This window comes from Kocuria palustris (genome assembly GCF_016907795.1).
In the GTDB taxonomy this organism is placed as follows: Bacteria; Actinomycetota; Actinomycetes; order Actinomycetales; family Micrococcaceae; genus Kocuria; species Kocuria palustris.
Genome location: NZ_JAFBCR010000001.1, coordinates 1,784,945 through 1,803,184 on the forward strand (window position 1 = coordinate 1,784,945; position 18,240 = coordinate 1,803,184).

Annotated in this window: 15 protein-coding genes and 2 riboswitches; of the genes, 8 read left to right on the top strand and 7 right to left on the bottom strand. The window is 70.0% G+C overall.

What is annotated here, in order from left to right; all coding sequences use genetic code 11:
* Positions 1–77: 77 nt before the first annotated feature.
* Together JOE55_RS07985 and JOE55_RS07990 are read left to right on the top strand one after the other, a co-directional pair.
* Positions 78–737: an SDR family oxidoreductase gene (locus JOE55_RS07985; RefSeq protein ID WP_040560767.1), complete on the top strand. Its 660-nt coding sequence runs from the start codon at positions 78–80 to the stop codon at positions 735–737.
* A gap of 182 nt (positions 738–919) precedes the next feature.
* Positions 920–2,368: a sugar porter family MFS transporter gene (locus JOE55_RS07990; RefSeq protein WP_204782571.1), complete on the top strand. Its 1,449-nt coding sequence runs from the start codon at positions 920–922 to the stop codon at positions 2,366–2,368.
* 58 nt (positions 2,369–2,426) lie between these two features.
* On the opposite strand, the gene JOE55_RS07995 is transcribed toward JOE55_RS07990, so the two are convergent.
* A complete protein-coding gene (locus tag JOE55_RS07995; protein WP_204782572.1) occupies positions 2,427–3,794 on the bottom strand; it encodes a galactokinase family protein in 1,368 nt (455 codons plus the stop codon).
* A 58-nt stretch (positions 3,795–3,852) separates the two neighbouring features.
* Positions 3,853–5,124, bottom strand: a complete 1,272-nt coding sequence (locus JOE55_RS08000; RefSeq protein WP_204782573.1) for an FUSC family protein — start codon at positions 5,122–5,124, stop codon at positions 3,853–3,855.
* Positions 5,125–5,459: 335 nt separating this feature from the next.
* Between JOE55_RS08000 and JOE55_RS08005 the strand changes: the two genes are divergently transcribed.
* The gene (locus JOE55_RS08005) at positions 5,460–6,074 is read left to right on the top strand and encodes a DUF6318 family protein (RefSeq protein WP_204782574.1); all 615 of its coding nucleotides are present in this window, start codon (positions 5,460–5,462) and stop codon (positions 6,072–6,074) included.
* Between the two features lie 518 nt (positions 6,075–6,592).
* Entirely contained in the window at positions 6,593–7,138 is a 546-nt protein-coding gene (locus JOE55_RS08010) for a hypothetical protein (RefSeq protein WP_053446706.1), read from the top strand.
* Between the two features lie 3 nt (positions 7,139–7,141).
* Here JOE55_RS08010 and JOE55_RS08015 read toward each other — a convergent pair whose 3' ends face one another.
* The 4 genes from JOE55_RS08015 to JOE55_RS08030 are packed head-to-tail and all read right to left on the bottom strand — an operon-like array spanning position 7,142 to position 9,939.
* The gene (locus tag JOE55_RS08015) at positions 7,142–7,714 is read right to left on the bottom strand and encodes a mycothiol transferase (protein ID WP_204782575.1); all 573 of its coding nucleotides are present in this window, start codon (positions 7,712–7,714) and stop codon (positions 7,142–7,144) included.
* Between the two features lie 32 nt (positions 7,715–7,746).
* Positions 7,747–8,316 carry a DinB family protein gene (locus tag JOE55_RS08020; protein WP_204782576.1) on the bottom strand — a complete coding sequence of 190 codons (570 nt, stop codon included), beginning with the start codon at positions 8,314–8,316 and terminating at the stop codon, positions 7,747–7,749.
* 23 nt (positions 8,317–8,339) lie between these two features.
* The gene (locus JOE55_RS08025) at positions 8,340–8,885 is read right to left on the bottom strand and encodes an S-layer homology domain-containing protein (RefSeq protein ID WP_204782577.1); all 546 of its coding nucleotides are present in this window, start codon (positions 8,883–8,885) and stop codon (positions 8,340–8,342) included.
* Positions 8,886–8,910: 25 nt separating this feature from the next.
* Positions 8,911–9,939, bottom strand: a complete 1,029-nt coding sequence (locus tag JOE55_RS08030; protein ID WP_204782578.1) for a hypothetical protein — start codon at positions 9,937–9,939, stop codon at positions 8,911–8,913.
* A 162-nt stretch (positions 9,940–10,101) separates the two neighbouring features.
* Positions 10,102–10,200: riboswitch (glycine riboswitch) on the top strand.
* Positions 10,201–10,305, top strand: a riboswitch (glycine riboswitch).
* Between the two features lie 41 nt (positions 10,306–10,346).
* Here JOE55_RS08030 and gcvP point away from each other — a divergent pair.
* The 4 genes from gcvP (at position 10,347) to JOE55_RS08050 (ending at position 16,472) form a co-directional block, all read left to right on the top strand.
* The gene (gene gcvP, locus JOE55_RS08035) at positions 10,347–13,412 is read left to right on the top strand and encodes an aminomethyl-transferring glycine dehydrogenase (RefSeq protein ID WP_239546535.1); all 3,066 of its coding nucleotides are present in this window, start codon (positions 10,347–10,349) and stop codon (positions 13,410–13,412) included.
* Entirely contained in the window at positions 13,409–14,566 is a 1,158-nt protein-coding gene (gene gcvT / locus JOE55_RS08040) for a glycine cleavage system aminomethyltransferase GcvT (protein WP_024289365.1), read from the top strand. The genes gcvP and gcvT overlap by 4 nt, the downstream gene beginning before the upstream one ends.
* An 87-nt stretch (positions 14,567–14,653) precedes the next feature.
* Positions 14,654–15,034 carry a glycine cleavage system protein GcvH gene (gcvH, locus tag JOE55_RS08045; RefSeq protein WP_029643462.1) on the top strand — a complete coding sequence of 127 codons (381 nt, stop codon included), beginning with the start codon at positions 14,654–14,656 and terminating at the stop codon, positions 15,032–15,034.
* Between the two features lie 7 nt (positions 15,035–15,041).
* The gene (locus JOE55_RS08050; RefSeq protein WP_204782579.1) at positions 15,042–16,472 is read left to right on the top strand and encodes an L-serine ammonia-lyase; all 1,431 of its coding nucleotides are present in this window, start codon (positions 15,042–15,044) and stop codon (positions 16,470–16,472) included.
* 53 nt (positions 16,473–16,525) lie between these two features.
* Here the strand turns inward: JOE55_RS08050 and pdxR are convergent, their stop codons facing one another.
* Entirely contained in the window at positions 16,526–18,196 is a 1,671-nt protein-coding gene (pdxR, locus tag JOE55_RS08055) for a MocR-like pyridoxine biosynthesis transcription factor PdxR (RefSeq protein ID WP_204782580.1), read from the bottom strand.
* Positions 18,197–18,240 lie beyond the last annotated feature (44 nt).

The window sequence follows — 18,240 nt, forward strand, 5'->3', positions numbered from 1 at the left end:
AGGGGCGGAGGCATGATGGAGGCATCACTCGAGGACGGGGACGGGTCTCGAACCGCCCCCGGGAAACGGAGCAGATCATGACGAACATCGCGATCATCGGCGGCCACGGCAAGGTCGCGCTGCGGCTGGCTCCCCTGCTGGTCGAGGCGGGCGACGAGGTCACCTCGTGGATCCGCAGCCAGGACCAGGTCGAGGACATCGAGCAGACCGGGGCCACCGCCAAGGTCCTCGATGTCCAGCAGCTGTCCACCGAGCAGCTCTCGGACGAGTTCGAGGGCGTGGACGTCGTCATCTGGTCCGCCGGCGCCGGCGGCGGCGACCCCGAGCGCACCTGGGCGGTGGACCGCGACGCCGCGATCCGCACCATGGACGCCGCCGAGAAGGCCGGCGTGGGCCGGTACGTGATGGTGTCCTACCTGGGCGCCGGTCCGGATCACGGCGTGGACGAATCCGACGACTTCTTCGCCTATGCCGAGGGCAAGACCCAGGCGGATGAGCACCTGAAGAAGTCCTCGCTGCGCTGGACCATCCTGGGCCCGGGCATGCTGACCCTCGACGACGCCTCCGGGAAGATCACCGTGCTGCCCGAGGGCCAGCAGCCGGACAACGCCGACACCTCGCGCGCCAACGTCGCCGCTGTGGCCCATGCGGTCCTGTCGGACGACACCACGATCGGGCGCAAGATCAACTTCGTGGACGGCGACACCCCGATCGCGGAGGCTATCTCCGCTTCCTGATCAGGGCGCCTGCAGAAGGCGCACGGTCACGACGACGGCCGCGAGCGAGCTGGAAGCTCGTTCGCGGCCGTCGTCTGCCATGCAGGGACCGGCCCCGGTGCGTGCCATCTCGAGGATCGGGCTAGTGTCAGTCTCCGAAGACGCGGGACATGGAGGTCCCGCGGGGTCGCGGAGGATTGGGAATGAGTCAGGTGCGAACCGGTCGGGCGCAGGGGACGGGCCTGCCTCCCCTGACGTCCGGGAAGCATTCGCGCTTCCTGGACAAGCTGGTGGTCGTCGCGACCTTCGGCGGCCTTCTCTTCGGCTACGACACCGGCGTGATCAACGGCGCCCTGGGCCCCATGTCGGAGCCCGGGGCGCTGGATCTCTCTCCGATGGAGCAGGGCGTCGTGACGTCGTCGCTGCTGATCGGCGCCGCAGTCGGCGCGATCATCGGCGGGCGCGGCTCGGACCGCTGGGGACGTCGGCGCACGATCCTGGCCATGGCGGTCCTCTTCTTCGTCGGCGCCCTGGGCTGCGTGCTCGCCCCGACAGCCGGTGTCATGGTGGCCTTCCGCGTGGTCCTGGGCCTGGCTGTGGGCGGAGCCTCGGTCACCGTGCCGGTCTACCTCTCGGAGATGGCCCCCACCGAGCGCCGCGGGGCCATGTCCGGGCGCAACGAGGTCATGATCGCGGTCGGTCAGCTGCTGGCGTTCCTGATCAACGCGATCATCGGCAGCGCGTTCTACGAGGTCCCCGGGCACTGGCGCGTGATGCTGGCCGTGGCCGCGCTGCCGGCGCTGGCGCTGTTCTTCGGGATGCTGCGCATGCCGGAGTCGCCGCGCTGGCTGCTGGCCCAGGGCGACCGCGATGCCGCGCTGAAGGTCCTGGAGCGGGTCCGCACTCCGGAGCGCGCCAAGGCAGAGCTCGTGGAGGTCGAGGGGCTGGCCGCTCGCGATGCGGCTGAGCACGAGGGCGGGCTGGCGACTCTGCGCACCGAGCCCTGGGTGCGCCGCGTGCTGCTGATCGGCATCGGCGTGGCCGTGTCCCAGCAGCTCTCCGGCATCAACTCCGTCATGTACTACGGCACGCTGCTGCTGGAGCAGGCGGGCTTCTCGTCCTCGGCCGCCCTGATCGCCAACGTGGCCAACGGCGTGATCGCCGTGATCGGCATGCTCACCGGCATGGCCCTGATCGACCGCGTGGGACGACGCCGGCTGATGATCTTCGGCTTCACGGGCATCACGTCCATGCACCTGCTGATCGGGCTGAGCGCCCTGCTGCTGCCCGAGGGGCTGGGGCGGGCGATCTTCATCCTGATCTTCGTGGTGCTGTTCGTGGGCTGCATGCAGGCCTCGATCGGCTTCGGCGCGTGGATCATCCTGGCCGAGATCTTCCCGCTGAAGTTCCGCGGGGCGGGCATCGGGATCTCGGTGCTGATGATGTGGCTGGCCAACGCCACAGTGACCCTGCTGTTCCCGCAGGTGGTCTCGGCCACCGGCATCACCGTGACGTTCTTCCTCTTCTCGGGTCTGGGCGCGCTGTGCCTGCTCTTCTTCTGGTGCTTCGTCCCGGAGACCAAGGGGCGCTCCCTCGAGCAGATCGAGGAGTCCTTCGCCGCCGGTGAGCTGAAGCAGATCCACCGCCGCTGATCCTCTGACGATCCCCTGCAGCGCCGTCGGCCATCATGGTCGGCGGCGCCGCCGCGTGTCAGCTGCAACCCATCCCGGCCAGCTCGACGCAGTCGCGGCAGACCAGGTGGCCCGAGTCGGCCGGCTGGATGTCCAGGAAGCGCACGCTCGGCAGGTGCGCCTTCACGACGGCTGCGGCCACAGCCTCCGTGACCGCCTCCACGTTCTGCTCGGGGACCAGCATGAGCACCGACCCGCCGAAGCCGCCGCCGATCAGCCGTGCGCCGTCGGCGCCGGCGGACAGCGCTGTGTCCACGATGAGGTCGGCGGCGGCGAACGAGGCCTCGGCGTCGTCGCGCATGGAGGCGTGCCCGCTGGTGAGGATCCGCCCGACGGCGCAGGGGGCCGAAACCCCCGTCTCGCCGGCGAGCACGGCGTCGATCTGCTCGGAGCGCAGCATCTCCGTGAGGGCGTGGCGCAGGCGGCGGAAGGCGTCGCCGGGGTCGCGGCCCACGAGCTGCTCGGCGGTGGGCGCGGCATCCTCCCAGCGGCGCAGGACGGTCTCGACGTCGTCCTGGGACGGTGTCTCCGGCAGGAGGTCCCGCAGGCGGTCGGCGCCCAGGAATCGGGCGGCTGCCTCGGCGTCCAGGCGGCGGGAGGAGAACTCGTGCCCGCCGAGCCAGTGCGGCGTGCGCGTGTCCACGCCGATCAGCCGGTGCCCATCCAGCAGCGCGTCGGCCGAGCGGTAGGTGATCGAGAAGTCGCGGCAGTCCAGGGAGACCACCTGGCCGGCGTGGGAACGCAGGCTCGCGGTCTGATCCAGCCCGCCGGTGTTGGCACCCACCACGCGGACCTCCGCCATCATGCAGGCGTGGGCCAGGGCTGCGCGGCGGGCGTCGTCGTGCTCGTCGGAGCCGGTGATCATCCCCGCGAAGGCGAGGATCGAGGCGCACTCCAGCGCAGCCGAGGACGACAGGCCGCCGCCCACGGGAAGAGTGGAGCGGATCAGCATGTCGGCTCCGAAGCCCTCGGGGATGCTGATCCCGGGGGTGCACTCCGCCACCTCGTGCAGGCCCCACAGGGCGCCGGCCACATAGCCGGTCCAGCCCTCGGGACGGCCCGGGCCGATGTCCTCCACGCGGACCTCGACGATCCCCTCGTCCAGCGTGGGCTCCAGGGTGCGCATGCGCAGGAGGCCGTCGGTGCGCGGCGCTGCAGCCACCAGCGTTCCGTAGGGCAGGGCCATCGGAAGGCAGCGCCCGCCCAGGAAATCGATGTGCTCTCCGTTGAGGTTCGCGCGGCCCGGGGACTGCCAGATGCCTTCCGGCCTGCGGCCGAAGACCCTCTCGAAGTTCTCGAGACCGCTGCGCGCGATCACCGCATTGTCGGGGTGCGGCACCCATTCGGGTGCGACAGATCCCGGCTCCGCGGGGTGGGGCTGGTGCACGGGGGCCTCCTGGTGCTGAGAAGTGCGCCCCACTCTAGACCCGGTGCCGGACGCGCTATCAGCGCAGGCGCCGCTCGTGCTGTGTGCCACTGCCCTGCGCGGTGCGCCGCGGTCGGAACGACCGGCGCGGCTTGGGCGGCGGGTTCGACGCGCCGTGGGTCGTGACCACCTGCAGAACACGCTCCAGGTCTGTGCCCACGGTGACCAGCCACCAGTGGTCCCAGGTGTTGCGCATCTCGAGGTTCTCCAGGACGTTCGAGAGATCGCTCACCCGCGCACGGGCCCGCGCGGCCAGGATCTGGACCTCGTCCTTCTCCTCGTCGTCCAGGTTCAGCGGCACGATCGACAGGGAGGTGGTCATGGTCGAGAACGACTCGGTGTCCACCTTCCATGCCACGCGCATGACCTCGGCGACGGCGCGCAGCGTGCGCTCGAGCTCGCGGGAGACGTCGGCGGGAACCACCATGTGGGAGCCGTCCTCGGCGAACAGCCTGCGCAGGGCGTCGGTGAGGTCGCGCATGTAGAAGGAGACGTGCTCCACGCGGATCAGACGGGCCAGACCGGGGTCCTGACCCTTCTTGTTGGGCAGCATCATGCGCGGGTTGCCCTTGGCGGTGGAGGCGGTGGCCTCGACGACGCCGCGGACCTCCGCGGCGACCGAGGCGAGCTGGTAGTTGACCTCCACCCAGTCGGTGCGCGAGGTGGAGCCGGGCGTGCGGACCTCCATGGCGACGTCGCGCAGGTAGAACACCATCAGCCGTTCGATCCGCCCCAGCTCCAGGGACGCGGAGCGGAAGTCGACGGGCTGAGCCACCACGTAGTTCACGATCAGGCCGATCGTGACGCCGGTGGCCATCTGGACGATGTAGCCCAGCGAGTAGTTGTCGGCGTTGGGCCCGCCCACCACCAGCACGAACAGCGCCGTGATGGGGATGTAGTCCGCCCCGGCCCCGAACCTGCGGACGCCCGCCAGGATGACGCCGAGGGCGATGGCGGGGAACAGGGTGATGACCACCGGCCACGGCATGAGCTGGACTGTCAGGGCCAGGATCATGCCCACGCCCAGTCCCAGAAGCGTCTGCCCCGCAGTGCGCAGCGAGCCCGTGAGGCTCGGGTACATCGCCACGAGCGCGCCCAGAGGGGCGTAGTAGGGGTACTGCGCCACGACGCCCGGCATGAACGGGGCGACCATGTAGGCGAGCATGCAGGCCAGCGCCGCCTTGAGGGCCAGCAGCAGGCGCGACGAGTTGATCGTGCTGTTGTGCCAGGGGCGCAGCAGCGAATCATCGTCGTCGCGCGAGGCCGACGACGGCGGGGAGGAGAGGCGCACGGCAGTCCTGTTCAAGCGGGGCGAGTGCCCGGGATCAGATGCTTGAGGGGCGCGAGAAGAGATCTACGCGCCGGTCACTTTAGCGGTCCGCATGGCCTCGGGTCGATGGGTGCAGGCGACGGATTTCTGCCGTGACTGTTCATGAAGATTCGACCCGTGACCTGCTGTGACGCACGTTCGTCCGGGTCATCCACAGGTCTCGACGACCCCCTGTCGTGACGCTGTGACTGCGGCCTACGATCACGGCACTTGTCGTCATGCGCCTGAGACTGCAGGGGCATCGAGCCGGAGGCCATCCGATGACCGCGAGATCCCTCGTCCTGCCTGCCACCGCAATGGTCGCAGCAGTGCTGCTGACGGCCTGCGCCCCGACGGACGACGGCCCCGACGACGCCTCCAGCAGCACGGCCTCCGAGGCGGCCTCTTCCTCCTCCGAGGCGGCGACTGACAAGTCGCCAGGCAGCGACGGAGAGTACGTCGAGGCCTCCGCCGACGGCCCTGCGCAGAACGTCCCCAAGCCGGAGAAGCCCACGCTGGCCGATGAGGAGAGCTACGAGGGGGCTCAGGCGTTCCTCGATTACCTCGCTGATACGCGCGCATATGCCTGGCAGACGGGGGATACGTCGCTGATCAGGGAGATCACGGCGGAAGAATGTGAATCATGTACGGAAGAGTATAATGACATAGAAGAAGTGTATGATTCAGGCGGTTGGGCAAGTTCGGGCCAGGAAACCATTCGGATAATTGACGAGGACATGCCGGTTGATTCATTTGGATATCCAGCTCCGCGAACCGAAGTGGATTATTCTGGTCTGACGATTTGGGAGTCTGATGGAAGCGTCGCCCACGAGTTCGCTCCTATCTCAGGTGACAGCGAACCTATTTATGCCCATATGGAATATTCCGCCGGAATGTGGATATTAATTCAGCCCACCCCGGTTGCTATATAGGACAGATCATGGTTAGACGGCCACTCGAGGTGTTGGCGTGCACTGCGCTGATGGCGTTCTTGGCGTGCACCCCTGGCGTGGCTGACGATGGGGAGATTCGCCGTGACGGATTCCGTGGACAAGCTGAGGTTTCCAGCGCGCATGCGGTCGGCTCTGGTGTGGAGTTAAGATTTGAGGCAAGCGCTGGGGGTGCTAGAGGGCCTGAGGCTTCCAGGGCTAACTCTGGCGACTCCCCGAGCGCGGGAGATGCGCCAGGGTCGTCGGGGCAGATAGTTTCTTCAGGGGATGTCGAACATTTCCAGAAGGTTCTCCGTCAGTATTCAACTCAGAGTGAATTTGAGGACGGGAATAGGGGTGCGCCGAGTGTTGAAACGGCGGACTACTCTTTGGTTGACCTCTGTGCTGGCTCCCCAGGTGAATCTGGTTGCGCAGAGCAAGAGGCATGCACATTGGCTGATGGGTCGGCCGGGCAGAACCTCTATGTCGAGTTCTCTGTTTCAGGAGACAGCACGACAAGAGTGAGTGACCCCATCTGCTCACCCTCGGACCAGCTTCCTGAGGACGATGAGCCCATGCCGCTGCCGGTCTTCACCGTCGAGGACCTCCGTCGGCTCGAGGTGAGTCCGGCGGTGACCGCGGTGGAGCCGGCGCCGGACACGCTCGTGGGTCTGCACACCAACATGTACGCCTCAGCGGAGGACCAGGTCTTCGACACCGAACTGGCGGGCTTCCCCGTCCAGGTGCGAGTGACCCCGGTGTCGTTCACCTGGGACTACGGCGATGGGACGACCTTCGGCCCCACGGAGCTCAGCGGCGGTCCGCTTCCTGCGGGCTCGTGGGATGAGCCCACCGATACGAGTCACCAGTACGCCGACACCGGCGACGTGTCGGTGGTGCTGACCACTGAGTTCGCGGGCGAGTACTCGATCAGCGGCGGCCCTTGGCTGCCGGTCGACGGCACCAGCACGGTCAGCAGCGACCCCGTCGCATTGAGCGTCTGGCGCTCGACCGTGCGCAACTACGCCGACGACTGCTTCGACAACCCCGGCGGCGTCGGCTGCTGAGCCTCAGGCTTCCCAGTCCTCTGGGGCCCACGGCTCGCCGTCGGCCAGGGCGTTGAGCTCGTAGGCGCCCTTGTCGTCGATCTGCTCGCGCAGGATGTCGGCATGACCGGCATGGCGGGCGTACTCCTCGATCGCGTGGAGCACCACCCAGCGCACAGGCCAGGACTCCACGTCATCCGGGAACCACGGCTTGTCCGGAACCGGGATGCGGGCCTCCAGGTCCACCGACGGAACCGTGTGCTCGACCCAGGCGGCCATGTCATGCAGGGCGGTGATCAGGGACTCGGCGGTGTCGTCGTCGTGGACCGCGTCTGCGGAGGGGACGCCGGCCTGGAAGTCCCGGGTGCCGTGGGTCCGGGCGCGGGCTGGATCGAGCGAGGCGAAGATCCCCTCATTGCCCACGAACAGGCAGTGCCGGGCGATGCCGCCGAGGCTCATCTGGCTGGTGGCGGGCGTCCTGCGCAGCTGCTCGGCGTCGAGGCCCTGGAGTGTCGTGGCGACCTGGCGGATCTGCTGGGCGGCAAAGGCGGCCAGCGCATCGTGCTCGGTGGTGACCTGGCGGGTGAAGAAGGGCATGCGAGCCTCCTGGTGCTTGGGGCTGAACAGGCTCAGCCGCGATGGGCCCAGAGATCCCGCAGCAGCGCGACCTCGGCCAGATGGTGAATCACCTCGCGGTTGATGTTCAGGGCCAGGTCAGCGAAGGGCCGATCGCCCCACGGGCCCTCGGCCGGTCCGCACGGCTGCTGCATGCGCTCGTCGTCCACGCTGCGCAGGCCGTCGAGCCAGCGCTCGACCTCGCGATCGAGCTGGGCGAGGGCCTCGTCGGCGGTGCCCGCGAACTCCCACGTGCCGTAGGAGGCCTCGGGGCCGTCGAAGTGGCTGTGGCTGCGCGCGGCCAGCACGCCCACGATCACGTGCCCCAGCCGCCACGAGATCGTCGTGAACGGCTGCGGCTGCCCCTCGACGAGGTCGAAGTCGATGACCAGGTCACCGGCCCCGGCCTGGTGCGCGGTGCGCTGCTCGTCGGCGGAGTGCACCGTCCACGCCTGCTGGTCATCGCCGGTGGGGTCCCAGAGGAGCTCCTCGTCCGTGAGTCCCTCCAGTCGCGGGCGCAGCAGGTTCTGCCAGTGCCACTGCAGCTGCTCGACGGCGGCTGAGGTCAGGGGATTCGTCGTCATGCGGACGACGATCCCATGCGGCCTCAGCCCACGGCCAGGTCGAAGCGCCTGATGAACGCCGCCATGGCATTGCGCGCTGTGGACTCCAGCGGGCGGAAGGTCCCGTCCGCCCAGCCGGTGGTGATCCCGACGCTGCGGGCCCAGCAGATCTCCTTGTAGAACGCGGAGCGCGGCGTGAGGTCCCGGAAGGGCGAGCGAGCCGGTGCGGCGAACGCCGGAGACCCGGCCGCGCGGTAGAACAGCGCGCAGGTGGCATTGCGGTCGATCGGGTCCAGCGGGTGGAACGTGCCGTCGCTCCAGCCGTTGAGCAGACCGCGCTCCCGCGCCCAGCACATCTCCCGGTAGAACTGCTGGCCGGGGCGCACGTCGGTGAACGGCGATCGCCCCGGCGCGGTGAAGTCCGGCGAGCCGGCCATGCGGTGGAACACCGCGGCCATGGCGTCGCGCTTGATGGTGCTCAGGGGCCGGAAGGTGCCGTCGCCCCAGCCGCGGAGGTAGCCGAGATCGGAGACCCGCCCGATCTCCGCCGCGAAGGCGGATCGGCTGCTGATGTCCCGGAATGTCGCCATGAGGAGTCCTTTCGGGGTCGTCGGCTCAGTACCAGCCGAGAGCGCGCAGCTTCTCGGCGATGGCGGTCGCGACGATCAGGTAGCCGAAGCGGTTGAGGTGGTAGCTGTCGCCCTTGAGCTCGAGCGGGGCCATGCCCCATGACGCGCGCTGACGGTCGGCTGCCGTGGAGCCGACGCTGTAGCGGCGCAGCTCGGGATGCTGCCAGCGCTGCGGATCCGTGAGCACGGCATTGATGTCCAGGTACTGAGCCCCGTACTCGCGGGCATAGGCCCGGTTGACGGTGTCCACCTGGGAATAGGCTGCGGTGCCGGGTGTGTCCAGGAAGTTCTTCCAATGGCCCAGGACGAGAGTCGACTGCGGCTCGACGTCGTAGGCGGCCCGGGTGTCGGCCAGGACGCGATCGATGTCGCCGATGTTGTTCTTGCCCATCCACAGCAGGTGGGTGCTGCCGCGATGCCGCGTCTCGAGATCGGTGACCCAGCGGGAGCGCGCGGAGACCCCCACGTGCACGGAGGAGCCTGGCAGCGCCCGGTGGATCTCCACCTTGCGGTTGGTCCCTGCGACATAGCGCAGGTCGAACGGAACTCCGTCGATGGTGCCGGGGTAGGAGCGACCGGACTCGGGCACGCGGCGATCCAGGGTGGGCAGAACCAGGGTTCCGGAGGCGGGGAGCATTCCGGCTGCTCCCATGTAGCGGAAGTCCAGGCGCGCGGCGGCCTTCTCGGAGCGGGCCATCAGGATCTCGGGCGACCGAGCGGCGGGCGTGGCCTCCGAGGTGACGGTCGTTCCCAGCAGCCTGGCGAGCTCGGTGTCCAGATGGACCACCCGGAAGCCGTCGGTGATGGCGCTGGCATAGGAGGCGGCCGACGAGCTGCCCCACAGCACGATTGGCCGCTCGGCGGCCGAAGCCTGCGTCGCCGCTGCCCCGGCGGCGCTGACGGTGAGGGCCGCCGCCGTGGCTGCCAGGACTGCGCGGCGTGAGGGGCCGTGTCCGGCGGCGGTCGAGGACAGGGCGGCAGGGCGCTGGGGCCTTCCTGCGGCGTGGGGGGTCATATGGGCGATAGGCCTTTGTTCGGGGGATCTGAACGGCGCCGCTTGTGGGCACTGGGGGGTCTTCAGGCTACAAATCTGGGTGAGGCCACGGAGACTCCGTCATCTTGGAGACGCTCTGTGACGCGGGGTACCCTCACACCGGAAGACGACAGACCACGCCGATGAGCGGTTCCGGGAGAGACCCCGCGGACACCGCCGTGCGGGCGCCGTAGGAGCAACCCTCCCCGGGAAACTCTCAGGCACCGGCACCGGGATCGCTCGGCACCTCTGGAAAGCCCGGGATCGACCCCCAGGTCGTGACCGGCACCGACGGAGCAAGCGGGCCCACCCGCGGAAACTCTCAGGTCCCATGACAGAGCGGGGAGGAACCGGCCGGGGCATGCCCCCTCAGACCAAGGAGTTCCCCAATGAGCCCTTCCGCACCTGCTGACAGCGCCGTGAGCGCCTCGGGCGTCAGCTCCGACGCACTGGCCTTCGTGGACCGCCACGTGGGCCCGCGCGGCCAGGAGATCGACCAGCTGCTCAGCGCCGTGGGCGTGGGCTCGCTGGCGGAGCTCGTGGATCAGGCCGTGCCGGCGTCGATCCGCATGGACCGCGAGCTGGACCTTCCCGACGCCCTCAGCGAGGCCGAGGTCCTCAGCGCCCTGCGCAGCATCGCAGATCAGAACGAGCCGGGCCGCCCGATGATCGGCCAGGGCTTCTACCGCACCGACACCCCCGCGGTCATCCAGCGCAACCTGCTCGAGTCCCCGGCCTGGTACACGGCCTACACCCCGTACCAGCCCGAGATCTCGCAGGGCCGCCTCGAGCTGCTGCTGACCTACCAGACCATGGTCCAGGACCTCACCGGCCTGGACATCGCCAACGCGTCGCTGCTGGACGAGTCCTCCGCCGTCGTCGAGGCCGCGCTGCTGATGAAGCGCGCCAACCGCAAGGCCAAGAACGGCGCGATCCTGGTGGATGCGGATCTCTTCCCGCAGCACCTGGCCGTCATCCCGGGCCGCGCCCGCGCCGTGGGCATGGACCTGGAGATCCTGGACCTCTCGCAGGGCCTCCCGCAGGAGCAGCTCGAGCGCGAGAACGGCATCGCCGGCGTGATCCTCCAGCAGTCGGGCTCCTCCGGCAAGGTCCACGACTGGACCGACGTCATCGCCCAGGCCAAGGGCGCCGGCGCCATGGCGACCGTCGTGGCCGATCTGCTCGCCCTGACCCTCGTGAAGTCCCCGGGCGAGATGGGCGCGGACATCTCCGTGGGCACCTCGCAGCGCTTCGGCGTCCCGCTGTTCGCCGGCGGCCCGCACGCCGCCTTCATGGCGGTGCGCTCGGACCTGCAGCGCAGCCTGCCCGGCCGCCTGGTCGGCGTCTCCCACGACGACACCGGCCGCCCCGGCTACCGCCTGGCCCTGCAGACCCGCGAGCAGCACATCCGTCGCGAGAAGGCCACCTCCAACATCTGCACGGCCCAGGCGCTGCTGGCCGAGGTTGCCGCCTGCTACGCCGTCTACCACGGCCCGGACGGCCTGCGCCGGATCGCCCGTCGCGTCCACAGCCGTGCCCGCACGATCGTCGACGCCCTGCAGAATGCCGGCATCGAGCTGGTCTCCGATCAGGTCTTCGACACCGTCGTGGCCCGCGTCCCGGGTCGCGCCGACGAGATCCTCGCAGCCGCCGCCGAGAACGACATCGACCTGCGCCGCGTGGACGACGACCACGTGGGCGTCTCCGCGGATGAGCGCACCTCCGCGCAGGACGTCGCGGACGTGCTCGGCGCCTTCGGCGTGGCGGAGGCGGCCGAGGTGGACTCCACCGCAGCCCCCGTGCTGCCCGAGCAGCTGGCGCGCACCTCCGAGTTCCTGACCCACGAGGTCTTCAACACCCACCGCTCCGAGACCTCCATGATGCGCTGGCTGCGCCGCCTCTCGGATCGCGACCTGGCGCTGGATCGCACCATGATCCCGCTGGGCTCGTGCACCATGAAGCTCAACGCCGCCGTCGAGATGGCCTCGATCACCTGGCCCGAGTTCGCGGACGTCCACCCGTACTCCCCGGCCTGGCGCATGCAGGGCTGGCAGCACCTGGTCGAGGATCTCGAGTCCCGCCTGGCCGAGCTGACCGGCTACGCCAAGGTCTCGATCCAGCCGAACGCCGGCTCCCAGGGCGAGCTCGCCGGCCTGCTGGCGATCCGCCGCTGGCACATCTCCCGCGGCGACGAGGCTCGCGACCTCGTGCTGATCCCCGCCTCGGCCCACGGCACGAACGCCGCCTCCGCGGTGCTGGCCGGGCTGCGCGTGCGCGTCGTGAAGACCGCGCCCGACGGCACCGTCGATCACGGGGACCTGGACAAGGCCATCGCCGACAACGAGGGCGTGATCGCCGGCATCATGATCACCTACCCCTCCACGCACGGCGTGTTCGAGGAGGACGTCCGCGAGGTCTGCGGCAAGATCCACGACGCCGGCGGCCAGGTCTACCTGGACGGCGCGAACTTCAACGCCATGGTCGGACTCGCCCAGCCGGGCCAGTTCGGCGGCGACGTCTCGCACCTGAACCTGCACAAGACCTTCTGCATCCCGCACGGCGGCGGCGGCCCGGGCGTCGGCCCGGTGGCCGTGGCCGAGCACCTGGTGCCCTTCCTGCCCGGAGATCCGCTCGAGGGCGATCCCGGTCGCCCGACCGTGGGCGGCGCCTCGGACGCCGGCCACGACGTCGACCAGCCGACCGATGCCGCCGCGAACGGCCGCGGCCTGCCCGTGACCAGCACCCGCTGGGGCTCCACCGGCGTGCTGCCGATCTCGTGGGCCTACCTGGCCCTGATGGGCGGCGACGGCCTGACCCGCGCCTCCGCCGTGGCCCTGCTGAACGCGAACTACATCGCCCGCAGCCTCAACGAGCACTTCCCGGTGCTCTACACGGGCGACAACGGCCTGGTCGCCCACGAGTGCATCCTGGATCTGCGCAAGCTCACGGATGCGTCGGGCATCAAGGTCGCGGACGTGGCCAAGCGCCTGATCGACTACGGCTTCCACGCTCCCACCGAGTCCTTCCCGGTCAGCGGCACGTTCATGGTCGAGCCGACCGAGTCCGAGGACAAGGCCGAGATGGACCGCTTCATCGAGGCCATGATCTCGATCCACGGCGAGATCCAGCAGGTCCTCGACGGCGAGGTCGAGGAGGCCGACTCCGTCGTGCGCCACGCCCCGCACACGGCCGCAGCACTCGTCTCGGACGACTGGGACCGCGCGTACTCCCGCGAGACCGCGGCCTTCCCGGTGCCGAGCCTGCGGGTGGACAAGTACTTCCCTCCGATCGGGCGCATCGACGGCGCGTACGGCGACCGCAACCTCGTGTGCAGCTGCCCGCCGCCTGAGGCCTTCGAGATGGTCGACGAGACCGAGCCGGACACCTCCGCCGAGCCCCAGGCCGACAGCGAGACCAAGACCACCATCCAGCCCAGCCAGGGGAGCGCACGATGAGCACCGAAGCAGCATCCCGTCCCACGGCTCTGACCCCCGTCCACGAGCGGCTGGGCGCCTCCTTCACCGACTTCGGCGGCTGGTGGATGCCCCTGCGCTACGGCTCGGACATGGCGGAGCACAGGGCCGTGCGCGAGGCCGCCGGTCAGTTCGACCTCTCCCACATGGGCGAGCTGCTCATCGAGGGCCCCGATGCCGCCGCGTTCCTGGACTACGCACTGGTGGGCAGGCTGTCCGCGATCGAGATCGGCAAGGCCAAGTACTCGCTGCTGTGCAACGAGGCCGGCGGAGTGATCGACGACCTGATCACCTACCGCCTGGGCGAGACGACCTTCCTGGTGGTGCCCAACGCGTCGAACACCCCGGCCGCGCTGGCCGCGTTCCAGGAGCGCACCACGGCCGCCGACGGCACCGTCTTCGACGTCACCATCACGGACCGCACCGAGGCGACCGCGCTGATCGCCGTGCAGGGCCCGGCCTCCGAGGCCGTGCTGCTCGAGGCCGTGGAGGCCCAGTCCGCGCAGGCCGTGAAGGACGTGAAGTACTACGCCATCACGGACGTCGTCTTCACGACCCCCGAGGGCCCGCTGCCCGTGCAGCTGGCCCGCACCGGGTACACCGGCGAGGACGGCTTCGAGATCTACATCGACATCGAGTCGGACCCGACGGCGGCCGAGCGCCTGTGGAGCGTCCTCGAGAAGGCCGGGGAGCCCCATGGCCTGGTGCCCTGCGGGCTGGCCGCACGCGACTCGCTGCGCCTGGAGGCCGGCATGCCGCTGCACGGCCACGAGCTCTCCGAGGACATCAACCCGTACCAGGCGACCCTGCCGATCGTCGCGCTGAAGACCAAGGACTCCTTCGTGGGCCGCGAGGCCCTGGCGAAGATCAAGGAGGAGGGCCCCTCCTCCAAGCTGGTCGGCCTGGTCAACGACGGAAAGCGCGCCGCCCGCCCGGGCTACGCGGTGCTCAAGGACGGCGAGAAGGTCGGCGAGATCTCCTCTGGCGCCCCGAGCCCCACCCTGGGCCACGCGATCGCCCTGGCCTTCGTGTCCCCCGAGCTCACCGAGCCCGGCACCGAGCTCGATGTGGACCTGCGCGGCAAGTCCACGCCGTTCCGCGTCGTCAAGCTCCCCTTCTACAAGCGTGAGAGCTGACACGGAGCTGTCTCGCCGCATGACGCCAGCCCGCCCCGGCGCTGGACACCACCCCGCAGCAGGACCCCACCATGGAAGGACCAGGCAATGAGCGCTCTGGACAAGGTCAACAAGGACTACCGCTACTCCGCTGAGCACGAGTGGATCGACTCCTCCTCGCCGGCAAAGGTCGGCCTCTCGCAGATCGCCGTCGACGCGCTGGGCGAGGTCGTCTACGTCGACCTCCCCGAGGCCGGTGCCTCCGTCACCGCAGGCGAGGTCTGCGGCGAGGTCGAGTCGACCAAGTCGGTCTCCGAGCTGTACTCGCCGGTGACCGGCACGGTCGTCGAGATCAACGACGCCGTCGTGGACAACCCGGGCGCTCTCAACGAGGATCCCTATGGCGTTGCCTGGCTCTTCACCGTGGAGGTGGAGTCCGAGGGCGAGCTGCTCAGCCCGGAGGGCTACGCCGCAGCTCAGGAGGACTGATCACCACATGACCGTCAGCATCTTCGATCTCTTCAGCATCGGCGTGGGCCCGTCGTCGTCCCACACCGTGGGCCCCATGCGCGCGGCGGCCGATTTCGTCGCCGATCTGGTGGGCGAGGGGCTGCTGCCGCGTCTGGACCGCATCGCGGTCGACCTCTACGGCTCGCTGTCATCCACCGGCCGCGGGCACGGCACGTTCGACGCCGTGCTCATCGGTCTGGAGGGCCACCAGCCCGACAAGGTCCTGCCCGCCACCATGGACTCCCGCAAGGAGGCCCTGGCCGCCGGGCACCCGCTGCGCGTGGGCGATGCCCTGGACGGCGTCGACGAGCCGGTGGAGCTCGACTTCCATGTCGAGGACATCGTCCAGCACCCGCTCACGCTGCTGCCGTACCACCCCAACGGCATGACCATGGCCGCCTACGACGCCGACGGCAACGTCCTGGCGGAGCGGACGGCCTACTCGGTGGGCGGCGGGTTCGTGCTCGTCGATCCGGTGGAGGGAGAGGACCCCATCCCGGACGAGGGCGACGTCGCCATCCCGTACCCGTACTCCAACGCGGAGGGCTTGCTGGGGCACTGCCTGTCCCATGGCATCTCGGTGGCGGAGCTGGCGATGGCCAACGAGGCGGCGCGCCGTCCCGAGGAGGAGGTCCGCTCGGGCGTGCTCAAGATCGCCCAGGTCATGGAGGACTCCAAGAACTCCAACCTGGAGCGCGAGGGGCCGCTGCCCGGCGGGCTCAAGGTGCGCCGCCGCGCGCCCGAGTGGCACGCCCGGCTCAAGGCGATCGACACCGATTTCGACCCGCAGCACTGGGTCGAGTGGGTCAACCTGGTGGCGCTGACCGTCAACGAGGAGAACGCCTCGGGCGGGCGCATTGTCACCGCACCCACCAACGGCGCGGCGGGCATCGTGCCGGCCGTGATGTTCTACGCCACGCACTACACCCCGGCCGCCCGCGGGCCGGAGAAGCGCTCGCGCGAGGACATCATCGTGGACTACCTGCTGGCCGCGGCGGCCGTGGGGTCGCTGATCAAGGAGCAGGCCTCGATCTCCGGCGCCGAGGTCGGCTGCCAGGGCGAGGTCGGCTCGGCGTCGTCCATGGCTGCGGCCGGCCTCGCCCAGGTCATGGGCGGCACGCCGGTGCAGGTCGAGAAGGCCGCCGAGATCGCCATGGAGCACCACCTGGGTCTGACCTGCGATCCCATCGCCGGCCTGGTGCAGGTGCCGTGCATCGAGCGCAATGCGATCGCAGCCGCCACCGCCGTCAACGCGGCCCGCATGGCGCTGTTCGAGGAGTCCGAGCCGGGCTTCGTGAGCCTGGACCAGGTGGTCGAGACCATGCGCTCGACCGGTGCGGACATGTCCGAGAAGTACAAGGAGACCGCGCGCGGAGGCCTGGCGGTCAACGTGGGCGTCAACGTCGTCGAGTGCTGACCCCCTCCCGCCGAGTGGATACCCAGTTGCGCTATCAGCCCTCTCAGCGCAATTCAGCATCCACTCGGCGGGTGGGGGGAGGGGCGGCCTTCGCAGGCGGCGACGAGCTGCGGAAGGACCCGGGAGAGGACCTCGTCGTCGGTGCGGGCGAAGCCCACCACGATGCCGCCGCCGCCCCTGCCACCTGCACCGCCCCTGATCTCGCCGGCGACTTCACCGTCGCTGCCGCCATGGATGCCGCAGTCGCTGCGGTCCGCGCAGTCGACGTCGCTGGTGGCCTCGCTCGGCAGAGGCGAAGCGGCGCTCCAGTAGGCGGAGCGGCGTCCCACCAGCAGCCCGGCATCGCGGCAGCGGCCCACGACGGCGGCCTCCTCGTCGTCGGTCGTGATCACGACGTCCACACCGCCGTGCATGGGCGCCAGTCGGGCTCGGCGCGTCTCGGCGAAGGCCGCCCGGATCCGGTCGCGGCGCCGGGCGTAGACCGAGCGCATCCGCCGCGTGTGCCGGCGCAGGTAGCCGGAGTCGAGAAGGTGCGCGATCGCGGTCTGCGTCAGCGCGGAGACCGGCACGCCGAGCTGGCGGCGCCGCTCCAGCACCGGATCGAGCCACGGGTCGGGCAGCACGAGGTAGCCGGTGGCCAAGGCGGGGCTGAGCAGAGCGGAGAACGTGCCGAGCAGGGTCACGGATGCGCCGGTGGGATCGAGCGCGGACAGCGTGGGCAGCGGGGCGCCCACGTAGCGCAGCTCGGAGTCGAAGTCGTCCTCGACGATCAGCACGTCATGGCGCTGCGCCCACTCGAGCAGCTCCAGCCGTCGCTGCAGGCTCAGGGATCCGCCCAGGGGGTACTGATGGCTGGGGGTCACGATCAGGACGTCGGGGGCGTCGTCTCCTGCGGGCAGGAGATCCACCCGCAGCCCGTCGTCGTCGACCGGGCAGGCGACGCGCTCGTGCCCCAGCGCCTCCACAGCCGCGCGCAGGGTCGGGTAGCCGGGCGTCTCGACCCCCACCCGCAGACGGGCGCGGCCGGAGCGGGCCGACAGCGTCCCCAGCAGCAGGCTCAGGCCCTCGCGGGCGCCGGCGGTGATCACGAGCCGGTCGGGGCTCGCAGGCAGGGCGCGCATCAGGCGCAGGTGCTCGGCCGAGGCGCGGCGCAGGACGCCCTGCCCCGCAGGATCGGGGCGGACGGGCAGCCGCTGACCGGCTGCATGGCGCCAGGCCGCCCGCCATGCCGGGCCCTCCACGCGGCTGGTGTCCGGCTGACCGGGGCGCAGGTCCAGGAGGTGCTCCTCGCGGACCGGCAGTCCGTCCACCGCATCGTCCGCGACGGGCGCGGGGTGGGGAATCGGCCCCTCGCCGAACCCAGAAGTCCTGGGGGCGGGGCTGAACGACGACGGCGACCCCGGTGATGGCGAGGGAGCCGACCCGGGCCGGGAGGCCGGCGTCGACGGGTGGATCCGCTCGAGCCCGGGATGCACCGTGGTGGGCCGGCCCTGCTCGGCGCGCAGGTATCCCTCGCCGATCAGCTGGTCGTAGGCGGCCACGACCGTGCCGCGCGAGACCCCGAGCCGGGATGCCAGCAGGCGCGTGGACGGCAGCGCGTCGCCGGGAGCGAGGGCTCGAGAGGCGACCTGCGAGCGGATGCCGTCGGCCAGCTGGACGGGCAGCGGGAGGGCCCCGGAGCGCTCCAGCACCACGGTCAGCTCGACGGAGGAACGTGCAGTCATGAGCAGAGTCTGCCGTACTGGTCCATTGGAAGCAGCGAGAAGTG

Coding starts and splice junctions, on each gene's coding strand:
- JOE55_RS07990 (WP_204782571.1), top strand. CDS start 920: ATGAGTCAGGTGCGAACCGGTCGGGCGCAGGGGACGGGCCTGCCTCCC.
- JOE55_RS08020 (WP_204782576.1), bottom strand. CDS start 8,316: ATGACGACGAATCCCCTGACCTCAGCCGCCGTCGAGCAGCTGCAGTGG.
- gcvP (WP_239546535.1), top strand. CDS start 10,347: ATGAGCCCTTCCGCACCTGCTGACAGCGCCGTGAGCGCCTCGGGCGTC.
- pdxR (WP_204782580.1), bottom strand. CDS start 18,196: ATGACTGCACGTTCCTCCGTCGAGCTGACCGTGGTGCTGGAGCGCTCC.
- JOE55_RS08025 (WP_204782577.1), bottom strand. CDS start 8,885: ATGGCGACATTCCGGGACATCAGCAGCCGATCCGCCTTCGCGGCGGAG.
- JOE55_RS08005 (WP_204782574.1), top strand. CDS start 5,460: ATGGTCGCAGCAGTGCTGCTGACGGCCTGCGCCCCGACGGACGACGGC.
- gcvH (WP_029643462.1), top strand. CDS start 14,654: ATGAGCGCTCTGGACAAGGTCAACAAGGACTACCGCTACTCCGCTGAG.
- JOE55_RS08015 (WP_204782575.1), bottom strand. CDS start 7,714: ATGCCCTTCTTCACCCGCCAGGTCACCACCGAGCACGATGCGCTGGCC.
- JOE55_RS08030 (WP_204782578.1), bottom strand. CDS start 9,939: ATGACCCCCCACGCCGCAGGAAGGCCCCAGCGCCCTGCCGCCCTGTCC.
- gcvT (WP_024289365.1), top strand. CDS start 13,409: ATGAGCACCGAAGCAGCATCCCGTCCCACGGCTCTGACCCCCGTCCAC.
- JOE55_RS07985 (WP_040560767.1), top strand. CDS start 78: ATGACGAACATCGCGATCATCGGCGGCCACGGCAAGGTCGCGCTGCGG.
- JOE55_RS08050 (WP_204782579.1), top strand. CDS start 15,042: ATGACCGTCAGCATCTTCGATCTCTTCAGCATCGGCGTGGGCCCGTCG.